17 protein-coding genes and 1 pseudogene are annotated in these 20,730 nt (G+C 47.8%); 6 read left to right on the top strand and 12 right to left on the bottom strand.

Annotated elements, in window-relative coordinates; all coding sequences use genetic code 11:
- Positions 1–17: 17 nt before the first annotated feature.
- Together GA0116948_RS04090 and GA0116948_RS04085 are read left to right on the top strand one after the other, a co-directional pair.
- Positions 18–725 carry a response regulator transcription factor gene (locus GA0116948_RS04090; RefSeq protein WP_089709312.1) on the top strand — a complete coding sequence of 236 codons (708 nt, stop codon included), beginning with the start codon at positions 18–20 and terminating at the stop codon, positions 723–725.
- A 258-nt stretch (positions 726–983) separates the two neighbouring features.
- The gene (locus GA0116948_RS04085) at positions 984–1,703 is read left to right on the top strand and encodes a sensor histidine kinase (protein ID WP_089709310.1); all 720 of its coding nucleotides are present in this window, start codon (positions 984–986) and stop codon (positions 1,701–1,703) included.
- A gap of 52 nt (positions 1,704–1,755) precedes the next feature.
- Here the strand turns inward: GA0116948_RS04085 and GA0116948_RS04080 are convergent, their stop codons facing one another.
- The 3 genes from GA0116948_RS04080 to GA0116948_RS04070 all read right to left on the bottom strand — a co-directional run bounded on the left by GA0116948_RS04080 (position 1,756) and on the right by GA0116948_RS04070 (position 5,303).
- Positions 1,756–2,511, bottom strand: a complete 756-nt coding sequence (locus GA0116948_RS04080) for an SH3 domain-containing protein (RefSeq protein ID WP_089709308.1) — start codon at positions 2,509–2,511, stop codon at positions 1,756–1,758.
- A gap of 28 nt (positions 2,512–2,539) precedes the next feature.
- Positions 2,540–4,438, bottom strand: coding sequence for a BatD family protein (locus GA0116948_RS04075; RefSeq protein ID WP_165798400.1), 1,899 nt, complete (start codon positions 4,436–4,438; stop codon positions 2,540–2,542).
- Between the two features lie 163 nt (positions 4,439–4,601).
- Positions 4,602–5,303 (bottom strand): SDR family oxidoreductase, encoded by a 702-nt coding sequence (locus GA0116948_RS04070; RefSeq protein ID WP_089709305.1) that lies wholly within the window; start codon positions 5,301–5,303, stop codon positions 4,602–4,604.
- A 44-nt stretch (positions 5,304–5,347) separates the two neighbouring features.
- On the opposite strand from GA0116948_RS04070, the gene GA0116948_RS04065 reads away from it, so the two are divergent.
- Positions 5,348–6,043: a YjjG family noncanonical pyrimidine nucleotidase gene (locus GA0116948_RS04065; protein ID WP_089709303.1), complete on the top strand. Its 696-nt coding sequence runs from the start codon at positions 5,348–5,350 to the stop codon at positions 6,041–6,043.
- An 80-nt stretch (positions 6,044–6,123) separates the two neighbouring features.
- Here GA0116948_RS04065 and GA0116948_RS04060 read toward each other — a convergent pair whose 3' ends face one another.
- The 3 genes from GA0116948_RS04060 to GA0116948_RS04050 all read right to left on the bottom strand — a co-directional run bounded on the left by GA0116948_RS04060 (position 6,124) and on the right by GA0116948_RS04050 (position 8,684).
- The gene (locus GA0116948_RS04060; RefSeq protein WP_089709300.1) at positions 6,124–6,771 is read right to left on the bottom strand and encodes a phosphatidylserine decarboxylase family protein; all 648 of its coding nucleotides are present in this window, start codon (positions 6,769–6,771) and stop codon (positions 6,124–6,126) included.
- A gap of 72 nt (positions 6,772–6,843) precedes the next feature.
- Complete coding sequence (locus GA0116948_RS04055) at positions 6,844–7,734, bottom strand: phosphatidate cytidylyltransferase (protein WP_240619173.1); 891 nt, start codon at positions 7,732–7,734, stop codon at positions 6,844–6,846.
- Between the two features lie 11 nt (positions 7,735–7,745).
- Positions 7,746–8,684, bottom strand: coding sequence for a CPBP family intramembrane glutamic endopeptidase (locus GA0116948_RS04050; protein WP_089709296.1), 939 nt, complete (start codon positions 8,682–8,684; stop codon positions 7,746–7,748).
- A gap of 89 nt (positions 8,685–8,773) precedes the next feature.
- Here GA0116948_RS04050 and dusB point away from each other — a divergent pair, with 89 nt between their 5' ends.
- The 3 genes from dusB to proC all read left to right on the top strand — a co-directional run bounded on the left by dusB (position 8,774) and on the right by proC (position 11,410).
- On the top strand, positions 8,774–9,841 hold the full coding sequence (dusB, locus tag GA0116948_RS04045; RefSeq protein ID WP_089709294.1) for a tRNA dihydrouridine synthase DusB: 1,068 nt from the start codon (positions 8,774–8,776) through the stop codon (positions 9,839–9,841).
- A 42-nt stretch (positions 9,842–9,883) separates the two neighbouring features.
- Entirely contained in the window at positions 9,884–10,453 is a 570-nt protein-coding gene (locus GA0116948_RS04040; protein WP_089709292.1) for an NUMOD4 domain-containing protein, read from the top strand.
- A 159-nt stretch (positions 10,454–10,612) separates the two neighbouring features.
- The gene (gene proC, locus GA0116948_RS04035) at positions 10,613–11,410 is read left to right on the top strand and encodes a pyrroline-5-carboxylate reductase (RefSeq protein ID WP_089709290.1); all 798 of its coding nucleotides are present in this window, start codon (positions 10,613–10,615) and stop codon (positions 11,408–11,410) included.
- A 15-nt stretch (positions 11,411–11,425) separates the two neighbouring features.
- Here the strand turns inward: proC and GA0116948_RS04030 are convergent, their stop codons facing one another.
- The 6 genes and pseudogenes from GA0116948_RS04030 to nusA all read right to left on the bottom strand — a co-directional run bounded on the left by GA0116948_RS04030 (position 11,426) and on the right by nusA (position 20,727).
- Complete coding sequence (locus GA0116948_RS04030; protein WP_089709288.1) at positions 11,426–11,923, bottom strand: SixA phosphatase family protein; 498 nt, start codon at positions 11,921–11,923, stop codon at positions 11,426–11,428.
- A 292-nt stretch (positions 11,924–12,215) separates the two neighbouring features.
- Positions 12,216–14,063, bottom strand: coding sequence for an amidophosphoribosyltransferase (locus tag GA0116948_RS04025; RefSeq protein ID WP_089709286.1), 1,848 nt, complete (start codon positions 14,061–14,063; stop codon positions 12,216–12,218).
- A 158-nt stretch (positions 14,064–14,221) separates the two neighbouring features.
- Positions 14,222–15,208 carry a peptidylprolyl isomerase gene (locus tag GA0116948_RS04020; protein WP_394336944.1) on the bottom strand — a complete coding sequence of 329 codons (987 nt, stop codon included), beginning with the start codon at positions 15,206–15,208 and terminating at the stop codon, positions 14,222–14,224.
- Between the two features lie 12 nt (positions 15,209–15,220).
- Positions 15,221–15,631 (bottom strand): annotated as a pseudogene (locus GA0116948_RS21750) (SurA N-terminal domain-containing protein); the annotation flags it as partial.
- A gap of 157 nt (positions 15,632–15,788) precedes the next feature.
- On the bottom strand, positions 15,789–19,364 hold the full coding sequence (gene infB / locus GA0116948_RS04015) for a translation initiation factor IF-2 (protein ID WP_089709281.1): 3,576 nt from the start codon (positions 19,362–19,364) through the stop codon (positions 15,789–15,791).
- Between the two features lie 115 nt (positions 19,365–19,479).
- Positions 19,480–20,727 (bottom strand): transcription termination factor NusA, encoded by a 1,248-nt coding sequence (gene nusA / locus GA0116948_RS04010; RefSeq protein WP_089709279.1) that lies wholly within the window; start codon positions 20,725–20,727, stop codon positions 19,480–19,482.
- Positions 20,728–20,730: the final 3 nt, after the last annotated feature.

The following is a 20,730-nucleotide window of genomic DNA, read 5'->3' as shown; positions in this document are numbered from 1 at the left end:
ATCGAAAAAACAGCAACATGAAGGAACCTACCAAAGCATCCATCCTGCTGGTGGAAGATGAAGAAAATCTACAGGAAGCACTAAAGCTCAACCTGGAGCTGGAAGGTTATGAAGTGACGGCGGTAGACAACGGCACGGCGGCCCTGAAGGCGGTCAAGAACGAATATTTTGATCTGCTCATCCTCGATATTATGCTGCCCGAAATGGATGGCATAGCAGTATGCGAAAACATTCGCATCCAGAATAATGATGTACCCATCCTTTTCCTCAGCGCCAAAAACAGCAGTGCAGACCGTGTACTGGGCCTAAAAAAAGGCGGCGACGACTATATGACCAAGCCTTTTAACCTGGAAGAACTATTGCTCCGGGTGGAAAAGCTCATTGTAAAAAACAAAAAGATCCTCGATAAAGACAGTGTGCCCAACGTTTACCAGTTTGGCAACAACCAAATCGACTTTGCCGCGCAGGAATGCATTGGCAAAGATGGCAAACACTATGAACTGAGCAAGAAAGAAACCATGCTCCTGAAACTGCTCATCGAGAACAAAGGCGAAGTTGTGACAAGGGAAAAAATTCTCCAGGTAGTGTGGGGCTACAATGTGTACCCTACCACCCGTACCATCGATAATTTTATCCTCAACTTCCGCAAGTATTTCGAAGAAGACAGCCGCAACTCGCGTTACTTCCACTCGGTAAGGGGAGTAGGATATAAATTCACCGAATAAGCGCACATCCTGCGTAATACCCTTGCATGCAGTAAGTCTATCTATGCCGCATACAAGGCCCTGTAAGCCATTTATATCTTTTTTACTTCCGGCTACCCCGCAATTTACCCCTTGTATTAATTGGCGTTTCCCTTTAACCCTGAATTGCCCGATATTGTTATAACATGGGACTATAACACCGGATATGTGATACCATACGCTGATATAAATATTTCACCGTGCTGGTGCTGGGTGCTGTTTGCTGTTGCAATCAGTGTGATGACAGTATTTTTTTACCAGCGGGAACGGCGCATCAAAACCGCCGCCGCCCGGCAGCTTCGCTTTCAAAGCAATAACGCCAGCCTGGAACTGCAAGCCTTGCAAGCCCAGATGGATCCCCACTTTATATTCAACAGCCTCAACGCTATCCATCATTATATCCTTACCACCAGTACCGAGCTGGCCTCACTCTACCTTACCCGTTTCGCAAAACTTATGCGCTTTACTATCACTAATGTGAATAAAGAACTGATCAAACTGGATGAAGACATAGAAGCACTGGAACTATACCTACAATTAGAAAACCTCCGTTTTCAAGAAAAGTTTGCTTACCAGGTAGAAGTAGCGCCAGAGGTAAAAGGCCTCACCATGTTGGTACCACCCCTGATCATACAACCTTACGTACAGCGTGCCATCTGGCACCACCTCCTTCAAAGGCCGGAAGATAAGGGTGGACAACTCAACATCCATATAGGCCGTAAGGATAACCAGCTTTACATCAAAGTGGAAGACAATGGCGTACGCGCCTCAATACCCAACCTTGCAGCAGACCATCGCCGCCAGGCCGTTGTAATAGCCGCTGCCAGGCTGCATATGCTTGGTAATAAGTTCCAGATAAATACCCATATCACCGAAGAAGAGCTACTGGACGAACAGTATGAACACCGGGGTAATGCTGTGATGATACACATAGGCGGTACACTGCAGGAACCTGCATAAAAAACGCCCTGCAACAAGAGCTGCAAGGCGCTATTCTAAAAGGTTTCGAAAGTTATAAGCGCTTAATATTATCGCAGGTTACCCAACCGGTTTTGCCATCCACCAGTTGTACCTTGCAAAATTCCTGTGTATGGTCCAGCACCTCCACTTTCATTCCTTCTTGCAACTCGAACATATCCTTACTACCGGCATCTGGGGCTGCCTTTGCTTTCAACCCCGCATTCATGACGATGGCATTGCGCTGATCGAAATGATTGGCATACGCAGCCGCTGCCATACCAAAGGTGATAACCAGCAAAAGGGAGGTTACGTAAATGCCTGCCTTGGCCCATATAGCACGGCTTCCCGGTAAGAAAAAATACACGATGAGTACCGCCCCCAGCAGCCAGGCGCAAATCACTGCGGCCACCGCCCAGCCATTAGCTGAAAAAACTTGGGTAAATACCTGCCACCATTGCTGGAAAAACAACAAGGGTAAAGCATCCGGATTGTTAGCTATCTGCTGATTCACGATTTCCAGGTTATGCAAGGTAGCTTCATCGCGGGGAGCTAATTGCAACGCCTTTTCATAATTGTAAACCGCCGCGCCGATATGACTGGCTTTATAATAAGCATTGCCCGCATTGTAGTATAACGCTGGCTGATAGTATCCCTGGTCTATGAGCTGCTGATACTTTGCGGCAGCATTGGTATAACGCTTTTGCTGGTACAACTCATTGGCTTCCGAAAACGTAGCCTGTGGCGCCTGTGCATGTACGGCGGCCTGGCAGTAAAGGAAAGTGAGGATGATAAAAAACAACTTATGCATGAAATATTTTTTAGGCAAATGCCTGCGTTTAAACTTGTTGATGTTTAAGGTCTTGTTCCAGTTGGCTGATGATCTCTATCGCCTGCTGGTAGGTTTGCTGCATGCGGCCTTGGCCTCCAGCCGGCGCATACAGCGCCATTTCACAATCATCCAGCAGTTCAAACAGCGGGGCGGTACGATCGCTGTTAAGCTGTTGCAGTTTATCCATCACCAGTTGTTTACTCAGGTCAGAGAAAGGAATGTGCAGCTTATTGCTTAAATAACCCCAGATAGCTCTGGACGTTTCTTCATAAAACGGTTTAGACTTGCCTTCTTTCAAGTACCGTGCTGCTAACGATAATCGTTTCAACGCTACTTTATTGGCATAGCGATGCTTCAGCAGCGAGGCGTTTTGCACATTATAATCTTCTTTCCGCTTCCTGAAAATAAGCCACAATAGCGGCACAGCAGGTAGTAATAGCAACAGCCAGAACCATCCGCTGCCAAAGAATAATCTTCCGCCCTTGTTCCAGTGCAACACGGTGTGATGAATGGGCGCCAGTTCATTTTTGCCCACACTGAAATCTTCCTTCTCATGTTTGGTTTGTTTGCCAGGGGTAACATGAATATTGAAGGGTTGCGAATGCAGCGTTTTGAACGTATTGGATACCGGATCAAAATAACTAAAGTCTATCCCTGGGATGGTATGGTCGCCTACTTCCTGCGGCATCAGCGCAAACTCAAAAGTGCGGGAGCCGGAAAGTGGGTTGCTGTTTTTCTCAATATTGTCCGTAACCTTAGGGTCATATCGTTCAAAGCCCGTGGGTACGTTTATTTTGGGGGCATTCAGCAGGTTCACATTACCCTGGCCGGTAATTGTTACTTTCAGGTTCAGCGCGTCATCTGTGGTGAGCGCGGTTTTGTCGATACTGGCATCCATCGTGAAATTACCCACGGCTCCGGTATAAGTGTCCGGATGATTAGCGGGAACAGGCTTCACAGTAATCATTAGCGGAGGACTCTGTATTTTGTAAGGTACCGTTACATATTCAGCCCCCTGCTGGTTAAAGAAATCGTCATCAAAAGCATCGCCAAACATTTCTTCAAAAGGATCTTTCACACGCTTGCGTCCATTGGCCGATAGTTGTACCAGCTTTACCTGGTTATCCACCTCGGCGGGGTCCAGTTCTAACTGGCCGGATTGCAACGGGAACAGCAGGGTTTTGCGGATGATAAATACTTTATACACCTGGCCGTTCACTACCTCTTCGCTGGCCTGGGGTGGGTTGGGCAATTCTACATCCTTTGCCGAAAAACCTTTGAATGCCGGTACTTTCGTAACACTGGAACTGGTAGGCAGGCGGGTGTATAATTTGTACGTGGCGGTAAGTTGTTCCCCTTCATAAAGTGTAGTTTTATCTACAACCACTTTTACAAAAATATTTTTACGGAGTTTCGCGTCCACATTTTCGCCCTTGCGCAATACCCCGTCTGGCAGGTTTTCGCCTCCCCCGGCAGGGCCAGCAGGGCCCACCCGCTGGGAAGAAGAAGGCGCCGAGGCTACATTATTGCCCTTCACTACCTCTATGGTAACGGGATTGGAGTGTACAATATTTCCATTCACCCTTACCGTAGCGCCGGCCAGGGTAAAACTGCCCACATGCTTTGGTTGCAGCACATAGATCAATGCCACATAATCCGAGCGCGCGCCATTAATGATAGAAGTACCTTGCATCTGCATGGGTCCTTGCACTACATCAAAATCTTTGAAGGAAGGGGGCTGGAAATTATTGGCATCACGTGCGTTTTCAAGCATAAACTGCACCTGAAGGCCTTCGTCCAATGCAATGGAGGTAGCACTCACCTTAGTGGTAAAACGCATTTCCTGCGCCTGGGCTACCTGGAAAAAGCAGATAAAAAGAAAAAAGGGTAATACCCGTTTTAGCATAAGATTTAAATAAACCATAATAACTTGCCTGACAAATTTAATTAAAGCATTTCCTGTGCTTTCCAATCTGCCGTTAAAAGTACGTTAAAAAAGAAGACAGCATCCTTTGCCGACGGGCTACTGGTAAGGATTTCGGCTCTTCCGTGTCCAGGCATTTCCCTCCTCAAATGGGTCCCAGCATCGGCTGCATCAAAATGTCTTCTATCACCGTTTGCGGAGCCAGGGTAAAGGCCGTCCACAGCACATGGGCCACATCTTCCGGTTCCATCATGCGGCCCGGGGGTGCGTCAAATCCGTCCCAGGAGGCCGTGAGCGTGGGGCCAGGGCTAATGGCAGTTACTTTTACCTGCGCCGTTTTTAATTCTTCCCGAAGGTTTTTGGAAAATCCCAGCAAGGCAAATTTAGAAATGCCATAAGCCCCTCCATTCGGATAGGCCTGGTGGCTGGCGCTGGAACAAAGGTTAAATATATGACCGCTTCGCCGGGCAATCATGCCAGGCAATATAGTCCGCGTAAGATGATAGGCACTGTATACATTGGTGGCCATTAGCTGCTCCAGGTGCCCGTCTGCTTCATTTTGCAGGGCGCCCGGGATGAAAATGCCGGCATTATTTACCAGCAGGTCAATATCGCCAAAAGCTTCCTGCACGGTTTTGCCAAATTGTATCACTGCTTTTTTATCCGCCATGTCTACAGAGAGGGCCAGCACTTTCACGTTATCATTGGCAGCCTGCACAACTGCCGCCGTGGCTTGCAACGTGGCTTCATGGCGGGCGCAAATGGCTACATTACATCCTTCCCTGGCCAGCCGGATGGCCACCGCCCGGCCTATGCCTTTACTGGCACCGGTAACTACTGCGTTCATATCCTTGTCCGTTTAATTTAAAAACTGAATTCCTACCTTTGCTCATGCCGTATAAACACATTTTTTTCGATCTGGATCATACGCTCTGGGACTTTGAAACCAACTCCCGCGAAACCTTGCTGGAACTATACCAAACCCACCACCTGGCCACACGGGGCATCCTGCATTTCGATGAATTTCTGCACCGCTATTCCATACACAACGATCGCTTGTGGGACCGCTTCCGCAAAGGCTTCATCACCCGCAAAGAGCTTCGCAGTAAACGTTTCTGGCTCACCTTCCTGGAGTATAAAATTGCGGATGAAAAACTAACCCAGCTTTTCAGCGAGCAATTTCTGGAAATATTGCCTACTAAAACAGCGCTTTTCCCCTACACCACCGAAGTACTTGAATATCTCCTGCAAAAACAGTACACGCTGCATCTCATCACCAACGGGTTTGAAGATACGCAATTGATGAAGCTGCGCAATGCAAACATTTTCCACTATTTTACCAACATCATTACATCTGAAGCCGCCGGCAGCCTGAAACCACACGCCGCCATCTTCAACTTTGCCCTGCAAAAAAGCAGCGCCATGGCCACAGAAAGTATCATGATAGGAGATACCCTCGAAGTAGACATACTCGGTGCCCAACAAGCCGGCATGGATCAGATCTATTTCAATCCAAACGTGCCGGCTACCGCCATTATTCCAACCTATACCATACAGCATTTGCAGGAGATCGAAAACATCTTATAAACAATAATGTCGCAACAATAAGAAAGGCAAACCGCCCTCAAACGATTTGCCTTTCTTATTTTCCGTAAGTTATTGAAATACTAAATATTCGCAATCACGGTTTGTCCGCCGCGTACCAGTTGGTTCAATGTCACTTCTATTTTGGTATCTACCGGCAGATAAATATCCACCCGGGAGCCAAATTTAATGAAACCCATCTCTTCGTTCTGCGTTACAGTATCGCCGGCCTTCAGGTAGTTCACAATACGGCGGGCCAAAGCGCCCGCGATCTGGCGCACCAGGATGGCCCGCCCATTCTGCTCTATCACTACGGTATGACGCTCGTTTTCCGTGGAGGATTTCGGATGCCAGGCTACCAGGTATTTACCGGCATGGTATTGCGATAATTTTACTTCACCGCTGATGGGGTTACGGTTTACATGCACATTCGCAGGACTCATGAAAATAGACACTTGTAGCCGTTTATCTTTAAAATATTCTAATTCATACGTTTCTTCAATTACCACTACTTTACCATCGGCAGGTGCTATTACCTGGGTGGTACCAAAAGTGTGGTCGCGTTTGGGCACACGAAAAAATGATACGATGAAAAGAAAGATCACTACTCCTACTGCCAGCACCCAGTAACCCGCTAGAGAGCTGCTCCAATAAAAAACGGCGCCCGTAAGAAGGGCTAACACTAAAAAGGCAAGGGCAATCGAAGCAAATCCTTCACGATGGATCTTCATGTTTAATACAGTTGTTTTTAAAAAGCGGCTTTCCCTCCCTGCCCACGCTGCCGCACCAGGGAGTGGAGCGTTTTACCGCACGAAATTATGGATAAAAAAATAAACATATATCCAGGCGAACGGAGCTGCCAGCAACAAAGAATCAAAACGGTCCAGGAAGCCGCCATGGCCTGGCATAATACGACCGGAATCTTTTACCCCCGCCATGCGCTTTAATTTAGATTCCAGCAGATCACCATAAGTACCCGCAATGGCTGCAATGCCCGCCAGCACCAGCCAGTGCTGCAATGCCAGCCATTGTTGCCCCCAGTAATAACCATACACGCCGGCCACCGCTACGGCCAGCACCATGCCCCCCACAGTACCTTCGATGGTTTTTTTGGGTGATATTTTGGAAAACGGTGTGTGCCCGATCAGGGATCCTACAATATAAGCCATCGTATCATTGATCCAAATGAATAGAATAAGCAATAAAGGTATAAGCCAGCCCGGCGCATGGGCCGAAGCGGTGCCTGGTCGCGCGTTTTCCACGCCCAGGTGAGTACGCATCCAAACAAGCAATGCAAAAGGTAGGGAAACATATAAAAGTCCTAACAGGGTAAGGCGTAAATTCTTAACATCTAGCCGCTGCGTAATAATCATATCGCCCAGGGGCAACACCAGCAAGAAAAGAATGGTCAGCAAGATGCCCAACGCATGTATGGGAAACAAGGTTAGTACCTGTCCACCCACAAACAATATGATGATCGCTACATTGGCGCAAAGCGCCCCGATGTACTGCCACTTACTGCCCTTGTCATAACCATTTTCCATAAGGCGCACCAGCTTGAAGTATTCTACTAGCGCCCCCAGGCTTATCAAGGTGAATAATAGGATAAACGACCCTTCGTTCCACAGAATACCAGCCAGCATCACAGCCACAAATACCAGTGCGGTAAGTGTTCTTGTTATAAATGTTTTCAAAAGCGTATGGTTTAGAATTGGGTATTGTCATTTTCAGGTGTACCTGTTTCCGCTTTCTCCATGAATGACAGGGCCGGGTGCGGTGAAACCCGTTGCAGCATCATGATGGCCACCACCGTAACCATTATGCTGATCAAGGCTGAATACCAAGCCACATGATCGCCCACGGAAGGGTCGGATTTTAGGACGCCCGTATTGAAAAGATAGAAAGCTCCTACCTGAATGCCATTGTTTACAAAATGCACTAAAATAGATAGCCACAGCCTACCCGTAATGATATATATAGCGCCAAGTAAACAGCCCAATATTACGCGGGGTATAAAACCTAAGGCCTCAAAGTGAATAGCGCTGAATACAACGCCGGTAATCACTACAGCCAGCCATTTTTTATGGGTGATTTGCGCCAGCAATTTTTGCACGCCCGCGCGAAAAAACAATTCCTCCGCAATAGCCGGCACCAGGGCAATCAACGCCAGGTTCACCAACAGCGTGCCCACGCTACGGCCCGCCAAAAAGGATTTCACTAAAGCATCGGCATCTTTCTCCGCTTGCCGCAGGCTTTCCGAAACCGGCCAGGTCTCATTCCACTGGGCGGTCCAGCCTACCAGGGGGGTAACCACCACCAAGGCAAATATTGCCCAGGCAGCCTGCCGCCAACGGATAGGTCCACGCAGGCCCAGCCAGGTTGCCGGGCTATCCTGCGTAAGCACGGATAGTACTACCGGCGGAAGTAGAAAAACCATGATGGTATAGCCGAATTGTGCTAATTTCATATAGCCGAGTAGGTTAGCATCCTGCAAGTGATCTTTAAGTTGCTCCATACTCACGTGAGCGGTATGGAGCAGCAGTGCTGCAGAAAGCATAAAATACAGGAACAGAAAAGCAACGCATAGCAAGAATAAAAAAGCTAGTTGTGTGCCGGGAGTGGTTCGTTTCAGGTAAGCGGCCATAATGCGTTACTGTATTAAATTTGGCGTAAATTTACACCGAATAATCGGCTACACAAGATCGTTTAGATCACTACCCTGTACAAAACATTATGGTGAAGATTGGACAAATAGAGCTGGGATCATTTCCTTTATTATTGGCGCCCATGGAAGATGTGAGCGATCCACCTTTCCGTGCGGTATGCAAATCCAATGGGGCAGACCTCATGTATTCGGAGTTTATTAGCTCCGAAGGCCTCATCCGCGACGCCATAAAAAGTAGGGCTAAACTGGATATTTTTGAATACGAACGCCCCGTGGGCATACAAATATTTGGGGGCGACGAAGAGCCATTGGCTATGGCCGCTCAGATTGTAGAAGCCGTAAACCCCGACCTGCTCGACATTAACTTTGGCTGTCCCGTAAAAAAAGTGACCTGCAAAGGCGCTGGTGCCGGCATTCTTAAAGACATCCCTAAAATGGTAAAACTCACCGCCGCCGTGGTAAAAGCCACCCGGCTGCCAGTTACCGTAAAAACCCGCCTGGGCTGGGACGACGATAGCAAAAATATTGAAGAGGTGGCCGAACGTTTACAAGATGTGGGCATACAAGCACTCACCATCCACGGGCGTACCCGCACCCAAATGTACAAGGGCACCGCAGATTGGACACTTATCGGGAAAGTAAAAAACAATCCGCGTATTCATATTCCTGTTTTTGGTAATGGCGATATCACGATACCGGAACAAGCCCTGGATGCTCGCGAACGCTATGGGGTAGATGGGGTAATGATAGGCCGTGCCGCCATTGGCTATCCCTGGATATTCCGGGAGATCAAGCATTTTATGGCCACCGGCGAACATTTGCCGCCACCAACTGTTGAAGAAAGAGTGGCTATTTGCAAGGAACACCTGCAAAAATCGGTAGCCTGGAAAGGTAGTGTGGTAGGCGTTTTAGAAATGCGCAGGCATTATACCAACTACCTGAAAGGCCTGCCCCACATCAAAGATTTCCGGGCGCGACTAGTAACAGCCTCCGCTCAAGATGCCATCGAAGCCATTCTTGATGAAGTGGTGTTCCACTATAGAGATTACTTATTTGAACGCTCCGCGACATTGCCAACAATACAAGACGTGCTGTCATCCGGAGCCCAGGCAACCGGGTGTAACGTGTACGGATAAACGACAACTTCCAATACACTCATCCCCATAAATTTTTGTTACATGACCTCCGTAAAATTATTGAAAAACGAAATCTGGAAAGACTTACCCATCAAAAATAAAAGTGCTCTCCGCAAGCGGTACGCCGTTTCCAATATGGGCCGTGTAATTAGTTACCAAAACAGTAGGGAGGAGGGCAAATTACTAACAGGCAGTACGGTAGAAGGATATACCGTGCTAAACGTAAAACCGGCAGACAGCTACCAGTCGCTATACCTTCACCGAGAAGTGGCCCGCCTCTTCTGCGAAAAAGGCGGCCGCAGCGCCAAATACGTGATCCACCAGGATCACGATAAGAAAAATAACAAGGCATCCAACCTGCGCTGGGCCACCAAGGAGGAAATGGAAATTCACCAACAAACCAGCCCCGCCAAACTTGCCTATAAGGAACGGCAGCGCACCCGGCTCAAGGGTCTGAAACTTAATGCCACCAAGGTAAAAAGTATTAAACGATTGCTGAATAAGCCCGGCAAAAAAACTATGAAGCAAATCGCCGAACAATTTAATATTAGCGAAATGCAGCTTTACCGCATTAAAAGCGGCGAAAACTGGGGACACGTAACCCTGGATTAGCCCATAAAAATATTGCTTTTTTATTTCGATGGTTATGCTATAAGGCATAACCATCGCGCATTTCAGGCCATTCCTGGCTAAGCGTCTTATACCCGCTTACTTGCCACTATTAGCTTTCTGCATTTATCATTATCTTTCTGCCTCAAGTAAATACCAACAATGTCTTATCAAAAAATAGCCATCATCGGTGGTGGAAACCTGGGAGCAGCCATTGCGCAGGGTCTGCTCAAAAGTGGGTTTTCCCAGGCTGCAGATATTACCGTAACTAAGCGCAACACCACTACCCTAGCAGCCCTACAGCGGCAGGGCGTACAAATTACTTCCGATAATGCCGCTGCCATCCAAGGCGCAGATGTGGTGCTGGTAGCACTGAAACCATACAACGTACGCGAGATCCTTACCGAATTTAAGGCCGCTTTTAATTCCCGGCAGCTTATTATCAGCGTAGTTACCGGCGTTTTTATCGATGAGCTGGAAGCCATAGTAGGTCATGGTTTACCCGTATTTCGCGCTATGCCCAATACAGCCATCGCCATCGAGGAATCCATGACCTGCATCTGTCAGAAAAATGCGTCCCCCGAACAAGTAAATTGGGTAACCAGCCTGTTTAATACCGTAGGGGTAGCCGTAAACATAGAGGAAAAACTGATGGACGCCGCCACCGTTCTGGGTGCCTGCGGCATTGCCTACGCACTACGGTTCATTCGCGCCAACATACAGGGCGGAATTGAAATTGGTTTTGACGTACGCACTGCCAACCTTATTGCGGCCCAAACCATCAAAGGTGCCGCCGAACTGCTGATACGGGGTGGCCGCCATCCGGAGGAGGAGATCGATAAAGTAACCACACCCAAAGGCTGTACCATAGTAGGTCTCAATGAGATGGAACATCAAGGCTTCAGTTCCTCGCTCATTAAAGGTATTATGGCTTCTTATGATAAAATTATTACGGGCTGAGGGCTGGGCAATGACCTAATCTTCATTCCGGGGATAATCAAAAAACAAAAACTTCTTTTCGGACCGGTCAAAATCTGTCCAGGAATCGGTGTTGGCCTTAATGCCAAAGATGCCGGCAGTCGGCACATTATCTATACGGATCTCTTCGGTCAGGTAACTGGCAAAGTCGGTAATGCCAGGGTTGTGCGCAAAAATAGCCACCGTGTTAAAATCGTTGTCAATGCGGGTAATCACTTTCAAAAAAGTAGATGCATAACACAGATAAAGATCCTCTTCAAACAGGATGGCTTGGCGCGGATAATTCCACTCCCTGGCCATGATTTTGGCCGTGCTTTTAGCCCGCTTCGCGGGGCTGGAAATAAGCAAATCAGGTAATATGCCCCTTTGCAACAGGCGTTTGGCCATCTCCGGTGCGCTCGCTTTCCCTCTTTTGTTCAGAGGACGGTCAAAATCATCCATGTCCGAATCGGTCCAACTTGATTTGGCATGACGGATGAGCAGTAAAGTTTTCATAACAGAAAACAATGATTGATCTATCCTAATTTAAGCATTAATTCTACAGAAAGTTAACTTCTTCCAACAACTTGACCGCAACGCGCCACTCATTAAATAATTAGTAAAAACAGCGCTATACCTGCAGCGGAAAAAAGCGCTGTCGAAGCCTAGCGCAAAATAATTGCGGAACACCAGTGGCATCGGGCATATTTGGCATTGCCTCAAATTGCATCCGCTTTTGCATCCGCAAAAATCTATGAAATTAAAAAAACCGCTGTTCTCACAGCGGTTTTGCTTTTATTTTCAGTGCTTAATATCCTCTTTCGTTGCTGCCTTCCATAAAGTTCATGAAAGCCTTATTCACCACGCGGTTACCTCCCGGTGTGGGATAATTGCCAGTAAAGTACCAGTCTCCCAGATTGCTGGGACAAGCCTGGTGCAAACTTTCAATGCTCTGATACACCACGTCCACCTGGGCATTGATGTCTTTCGGAGTGATAATTTGGGCAATTTTAGCAGAAATTTGTTCCGTAGTAAAAGGTTTATAAATGTTACGCACTACATTTTGCGCATGCAGGGTATTGGTGCGTTCCAGCTCTTTGCATAACCCATAAGCTTCCTGAAGGATATGCTCTTTGTCATTTTCCTTCAGCAGTTCTATGGCCGCAGCGAACGCCACGAAATCGCCCATCTTGCTCATGTCTATGCCGTAACAATCCGGGTAGCGGATCTGGGGAGCAGATGATACTACAATGATGCGTTTAGGGCCCAAACGATCTAGCATTTTTATGATGCTTTCCCGCAAGGTGGTACCCCGAACAATGGAATCGTCTATTACTACCAGTGTGTCTATTCCGGGTTTCACCGTACCGTAGGTAATGTCGTATACGTGCTGCACCATTTCATTACGTCCGGAATCTTCGGAAATAAAGGTGCGCATTTTCACATCCTTAATCGCGATTTTGTCTATCCGTACCCGGCGGTTCACCATTTCGGTAAGTTTTTCCGGATCATAATCCTTGCCCCATGACAGGATGCGCTCAATTTTAATCTTATTCAGGTAATCCTCCAATCCCTTAATCATTCCATAAAAAGCCACTTCGGCGGTATTAGGAATGAAGGAGAAGATAGTGTTTTTCAAGTCATTGTCAATATCCCCCAGCACCTTTTCCGCCAGGTTGTACCCTAGCTGCAAACGCTCTTTGTAAATCTTTTCATCATTACCGCGGCTGAAATAAATACGCTCAAAGCTGCATGCCCTGCGCTCCCGCGGTTCCAAAATACGGGTTATCTCGTACTCGCCTTCCGGATTTACAATCAGTGCATGGCCAGGCATCAGTTCATGCACTTCATTCTCTCCTACGTTAAAAGCCGTACGAATAGCAGCCCTTTCGGAGGCAGCCACAATTACATCGTCATTGATATAGTAATAGGAAGGACGGATACCGTGGGCATCTCGGATCACAAAAGAATCGCCAGTACCGATAAGTCCACTTACATGAAACCCTCCATCAAACATGCTGAAAGCTTGTTTAAGGATGTTTTTCACATCCAAGCCGTTTTGGCGGGTCTCATCTTCTTTATTAAGGAAATGGGCAATTACTTCCAGCATGGCCGCCAGGTCGGAATTGCGATGAGCACCTTCGGGAAATTTTTCTGCGAACTTAAACAGCTCCTGCACATTCACCAGGTTAAAATTTCCAGCTAACGCCAGGTTACGGGCCGGAACAATATGGTGGCGAACAAAAGGATGGCAAAGTTCTACATTATTTCTACCCTGTGTTGCGTAACGCAGATGGCCCAGTAGCAGTTCGCCCAGAAAGCGAACGTGGCCTTTCAGAAGGCCGGGATATTTAGTGATCTCCGGTTGGTACTTTTCAATTTCGGCTATTTCCTCCCGCACTTTGCTAAAAATTTCAGCAATAGGCTGGGGCTGACTGCTACGTATGCGGTGCATAAATGGCACCCCGGGTTCCGTATTCAATTTTACAGTGGCCAGGCCGGCGCCATCCTGTCCGCGGTTATGCTGCTTCTCCATCAGGAGGTACAACTTGTTCAGGCCGTAAAACACCGTACCATATTGCTGCTGGTAATACGAGAATGGTCTCCTTAGCCGTATGTAGGCCAAACCGCATTCATGCTTTATCGCATCGCTCATACCCTAAAAATTGAAAACGCAAAGGTACGGTGAATTAAGGGCAAATCCCAAATTCCCATCCTGTAAATGACAATAGGAACATAGAGGACGCCAATTACTTTAATTAAAAATGGCTTCCCTACCGGAAAGCCATTTTTATAAAGTTTAGTTACACATTTTTATTTCTTTGCCGTAGTAGACGTCGTCACTGTAGCTGTTTCCTGGCTTAGCCACTGCGAAATATTCGGACATTGACGATATTCATCTTCTACGTGTACATAGTAGGTTGGCACTTTTTCCCGCAGCCACTTATTCAGGGCAACCGCTTTCTTACGTTCCAGCGCCTGCTGCATTATGCGGGCGTAATCATCGTCCAGATTCATACGATGTGGCTTGGTGCGGGTTTTAAGGTAAATGATCCGAACACCCTGGCGGCCCTGCTCATCTGTATAACGCTCTGGCTGGGAAATATCGCCTGCCTTTAAAGAGTCCAGCATCAGTACAATACTACGATCGGAAGGATCGTCCAACTGGTCGATGGTAATGAGCGAAGTACCGTTATTTTTATTCTGGCGCATCCCACCGTCAAACTTCGCCATCTGTGCGTCGCTATATTCGGCAACGGCTTCGGCAAAGTTGTATTTCCCTGAAATGATATTGGCGCGGATAGAATCTAGTTTCTTAGTAGCATCGGTTAAGTCTGAGTTGGTTATCACCGGCTTTACAAGGATATGCTGTACCCTTACATTATCACCCTGGCGGCTAATGCACTGAACAATATGGTAACCGAACTGCGACTTAAAAGGCTGACTGATCTCGCCCTCTTTTAGACGGAAAGCCTGCGACAAAAAGTCGGCGTCCCACATATTTTTATCATTACGGTTCAATACCATTACCCCTTCATTTTCCTTTACACTAGGATCTTCAGAATAGAGGGTGGCCAAGGTAGAGAAAGTGGCCTGCTTGGTTTCAATTCGCTTTTTATAATCCAATAACTTATCAGTAGCATATTTCTCCATTTCGTAAGACGCTTTGGGGAAAACCACCAGGCTACCAATTTCCAGTTCAGATTCAAAGAAGGGTAAGCTATCCTTAGGAATGCCGTCAAAGAAGTTCTTTACTTCAGAAGGCGTTACTTTCACAGCGTTCACAATCTTTTCACGCATCGCCTTGGCCAGTAAACCATCACGTATAGGCTCGCGGAAGCGCTCACGCAGTTGATATACGGAATAGCCTGTTACTTGCTTCATTTTTTCCTGGCTGCCGTAAAGATTCTGGAAATAGCGGATACGGTTATCAATTTCTCCATCTACGTCATTATCACTTACGGGCAGAGAGTCGCGTTCGGCTTGCAGCACCAGAATTTTCTGTGCCACAATCTGCTCCATGATGTTACAACCCGCTTCGGCCGGCAGTGGTTTCTGCTGATCCCTTTCCTGGTTCATCAACTCGCCATCAATTTCCGATTTCAGCACAATTTTGTCGCCAACGATGGCCACAATCTTATCTGCAACGAGTTTTTGCTGCGCCTTACCGGCTTGCCAGCAGATTAATGCAGTTACAGATAAAGTCAGCAGTTTCTTCATATAATAATTGCGTGAATTTCAAAAATAACCATTAAACGGGCTGCTGATACGTAGCGCCTGGCCGATTTAACAAAAGTTTATGCAACAAAAAGCCGGAAGCAATACTTACTTGACCTGTGATACAAGCTTAATAAGCACTTCTTCCGGCTCAGTAAAGTTATTAAAGGGTGCGTTTTACTTCTACTTCTTCAAATCCTTCTACGATATCACCCACCTGAATGTCATTATAATTACGGATACTTAAACCGCACTCCATATTAGCGGCTACTTCCTTCACATCATCTTTGTAACGTTTCAGGGAACCCAGTTCGCCGCTATGTACTACGATACCATCGCGTACCAGGTTGATGCGGGTATTTCTTGCCAGCTTGCCGTCCAGTACAAAGCAACCGGCCACTGTAACCTTATCGAAACGGTAGGTTTCGCGGATTTCCACGTTGGCCACCACTTTCTTCTCGATCTTGGGCTCCAGCATCCCTTCCATGGCGCTCTTGATCTCTTCAATGGCGTCATAGATAATGGAATAGTTGCGGATTTCGATATTTTCTTTCTCGGCAAGACGACCAGCCTGTGAAGACGGACGTACCTGGAAGCCCAGGATAATCGCGTCGGAAGCGGTAGCCAACAATACATCAGATTCGGTAATCTGACCCACTGCCTTGTGTACAATGCTCACCACGATTTCTTCGGTACTCAGCTTCTGGAGGGAATCGCTCAACGCTTCCACAGAACCATCAAAGTCACCCTTGATGATCAGGTTCAGTTGTTTGAAGTTGCCCAATGCCAGGCGACGGCCAATTTCGTCGAGAGTAATATGTTTCTTGGTACGGATCACCTGTTCGCGTTCCAACTGGGAGCGGCGGTTAGCCACTTCCTTGGCTTCAGCCTCGTCGGCATACACGCGGAATTTTTCACCCGCCTGCGGCGCACCATTCAAACCAAGTATTTGTACCGGGGTAGAAGGGCCAGCCGTGTTCCTGCGTTGTCCTTTTTCATTGGACATGGCCTTGATCTTACCAAAGTAAGCGCCGGAAACGATGGTATCACCTTGTTTCAGTGTACCGTTCTGTACAAGAATGGTACTTACATAGCCACGTCCTTTGTCCAGAGAAGCTTCGATAATGCTACCGGAAGCCTCTCGGTTCGGATTAGCTTTCAGCTCCAGCAGTTCGGCTTCCAGCAGTATTTTAATGAGCAACTGGTCTATATTAAGCCCTGTCTTTGCGGAGATTTCCTGGCTTTGGTATTTACCCCCCCAGTCTTCTACCAACAGGTTCAGACCTGCCAGTTGTTCTTTAATCTTTTCAGGATTAGCGCCGTCTTTATCCACCTTGTTAATGGCAAAGATCATCGGCACATTGGCTGCCTGGGCATGGGAGATAGCCTCCCGCGTTTGTGGCATGATTGCGTCATCAGCTGCGATCACGATCACGGCGATGTCTGCACCCTTGGCACCACGGGCACGCATTGCGGTAAAGGCTTCGTGACCGGGCGTATCCAGGAAGCATATTTGCTTACCGTCGTCCATAGTTACCTCGTAGGCACCAATGTGCTGGGTAATTCCCCCAGCCTCACCTGCAGTTACTTTAGTATTACGGATATAATCGAGCAGGGAAGTTTTACCATGGTCTACGTGACCCATAATCGTTACGATTGGGGCTCGTGGTTGCAGGTCTTCCGGTGCATCTACAATATCTTCTTCATCCATTTCCTCGGCGTCGTCCATGCCGATGAATTCTACTTCAAAGCCAAATTCGCCGGCTACCAGTTCAATTACTTCGGCATCTATACGCTGGTTAATGGAAACCATGATACCCAGGCTCATACATTTGGAGATCACTTCTGCGAAGCTCACATCCATCAGATTGGCCAATTCACTCACGGAGATAAACTCAGTTACCTGGAGCTTATTGTTTTGTTCTCCATTGGCCAGTTGCTCAGCCAGTTCCTGGCGTTTCTCACGGCGGTGTTTGGATTTCTGGCTACGGCTACCTCTGGAACCACCGCCCAGTTTGGCCATGGTTTCCTTAATCTTATTCTGGATCTCATTTTTATCAATCTCACGATCTCCGCCAGCACCGGGTGCGCCGGGGCTGTTACGGTTAAATGGCGTGTTAGGACGGTTATTACCGAAGTTACGGTTGCCGCCTGGGCCACGGTTACCACCAGGACCTCCTTGGCCGCGATTACCACCAGGGCCCCCAGGGCCACGATTACCACCAGGGCCACCTGGACCTTGGTTACGATCGAAGGTGGGTCTTCCACTAGGATGACGTTCCACAATAGGACGGCTACCACCGCCAGCGGGTGTACCCGTATGATTACTATTGTTATTCGTATTATTTCCTCCGGGGCGGTTATTATGATGTTCTCCACGGTTACCACCGGCGTTGTTACCAAAACGGTTGTTGGGACCCTGGCCGCCTGGCTGGTTGTTTCCACGGTTGTTGTGGTCACCACCAAATTCCCGGGGCTGAATAGGTTCCGGTTTTTTCTCCACGATAATACGCTTGCGTTTGCGCTTGTCCTCGCGAGTATTTTTATTGTTATCACGACGGTCAGATTCCACTGGCAGATTAATTTTACCGATCACCTTAGGGCCGGTAAGCCTTTCTGCCTGGATGTTCTCGACCACAGCACTGCTTTCATCTTCAGAAGGTGCTTGCACATCTGACATTTCAGCCGGGATGGCAGTAGTTGCAGGAATGCTGGAGGCGGCAGGAGGAGTGGGTACTTCCTGGCGGGTAGTAGTAGTTGTTGTAGCATTCACTACAACGGTCTGACTTTCACGAGCGGCCGGTTTTTCCTGTTTTTCAACAGGGGGCTGCGCTACGGGTATTGCTTGCACGGGAGCCGGTTTTGTATGTTCCGTTTGTTCTTGTTTAGGCGCTTCTGGCTTAACAATAGCAGCGGGTGCTTCCGGTGCGGCAGCAGCGGGCTTAATTGTTTCTTTAGGCGTCGTGTCTGTAAGCTTTTCCTCCTTGGCAGCGGCCGTCGCCTCTTGGGCGGGGGCTGGTGCGGGCGTTATGTCTATTGGTTTTTCTGCTACCGGTTCTGATGTGGCGGGTTTATCGGCTGCCGTTTTTTTAGCACGGTTGGCCGGGTTTAGCGCATTCAGATCAATAGTAGCAATGACTTTAGGACCGTTTATTTTCGGGCTTTCTGTTTTAACTACTTCTGGCGCCGGTGCAGCAGGTGCAGGCGCATCGGGTGCCTTGGCCACAGGCGGCACAGGGGCGGCGGGGGCTTCAGCGGGTTTTACTTCCGGGGCCGGTTTAGGTGCGGCAACGGGAGTTATAGCAGCGGGTGGCGCGCTAACAGGAACTTCCGGTGCTTTTTCAGCAACCGGTGGTTTCACTACTTCGGGTTCAGGTTTTACAGGCTGTTTGGGTAATTCCTGGACAGGAGCGGGTGTCTCCTTAGGGGCAGCGGGGGCGGATGCAACGGGCTTCTTAGCGGGTGCTTCTGCTTCTTCTTTCTCCTTTTTCTTCGCTGTTTCTAACACGCTTCCTTTAGGGAGAGCGATCTGGTCGCTCTTCTTTTTATTATTCTTATCCTGTTGGAACTCCGATTGCAGGGCTGAGTACATCTGCGCATTGAGGCGGGCGTTGGGAGAAGAAAATTCACCCATATCATAGCCCTTATTGGAAAGGAATTCCACGAGGGTATCCTTGCCAATATTGAACTCCTTGGCGGCAGCCAGCAATCGTGGTGTGTTGTTTGATGTTTCAGACATACTTGAAATCGTGCCCTCCCCATACTTCGCGGTCGGCGAAGTTTTTTACTTTTTAACAAATTACTCAAAAATATATCCCTGCTGAATAAGCCACCCGGGAAGGATTGGGTATAACTTACTCTTTTTCAAATTCTTCCTGTAAAATCTTTCTCACATCTTCCACAGTTTCCACTTCCAGGTCAGAACGGCGAACCAATTCTTCTGGAGTGAGTTCCAATACACTGCGGGCTGTATCGCAACCAATGCGTTTTAGCTCGTCAATGATCCACTCTTCGATTTCATCAGAAAATTCTTCCAGGTCAATATCAAATTCAGACTGTTCCTGCACTTCATCACGGAATACGTCGATTTCAAATCCCGTCAATTCGCAGGCCAATTTAATGTTTACGCCTTTCTTGCCAATAGCCAGGGATACCTGGTCGGGCATGAGATATACGGAGGCGTATTTGCGTTCCTGGTCAATGTCCATACGGCTAATGCGGGCGGGCGTAAGCGCGCGCTGGATCAGCAACTGAATATTAGATGTATAATTAATGATGTCAATGTTCTCATTGCGCAACTCCCGTACAATGCCGTGAATGCGGCTTCCTTTCATTCCCACGCAAGCGCCTACCGGATCAATACGATCATCGTAAGACTCTACTGCCACCTTCGCTCTTTCGCCTGGTTCGCGTACAATCTTTTTAATAACGATTAACCCATCAAAGATCTCGGGTACTTCAATTTCCAGCAATTTGGCCAGGAAAAGCGGGCTGGTGCGGGAAAGCACGATGAGGGGCGCGTTGTTCTTCAACTCCACTTTTTTCACCACTGCTTTAATATTTTCGCCTTTTTTGAAGTAGTCGGTAGGTATCTGCTCCGTTTTAGGCAATATTAATTCATTCCCTTCATCATCTAGCAATAAAACTTCTTTTTTCCATACCTGGTATACTTCCCCGTTGATGATTTCGCCTTCTTTGTCGGCGTATTTCTTCACCAGGATATTCTTTTTCAAGTCACCAATGCGGGCGCTCAGCGTTTGCTTTGCCGCCAGGATGGCCCTACGGCCAAAATCCTGTATCTCTACTTCCTCGTAAAGATCTTCCCCTACCTGATAATCAGGTTCTACTTTGATCGCTTCTGAGTAGGCGATCTGTGCGTTATCATCTTCCACCTCTCCATCGGTTACAATTGTACGGCGGCGGAGGATTTCCAAGTCACCTTTTTCAGTATTTACAATCACGTCAAAGTTCTCATCGGAGCCATACTTTTTGCGCAGCAGTGTCTTGAACACGTCTTCCAGCACTTTCATCAGGGTAGGGCGATCGATATTCTCGGCCTCCTTAAACTCTGTAAATGACTCAATAAGATTAATACTAGCCATGTT

This window comes from Chitinophaga costaii, from assembly GCF_900094705.1.
GTDB lineage: Bacteria > Bacteroidota > Bacteroidia > Chitinophagales > Chitinophagaceae > Chitinophaga > Chitinophaga costaii.
Note: the sequence above shows the minus strand (reverse complement) of the source record. Positions and strands in the feature narration are given on the sequence as shown.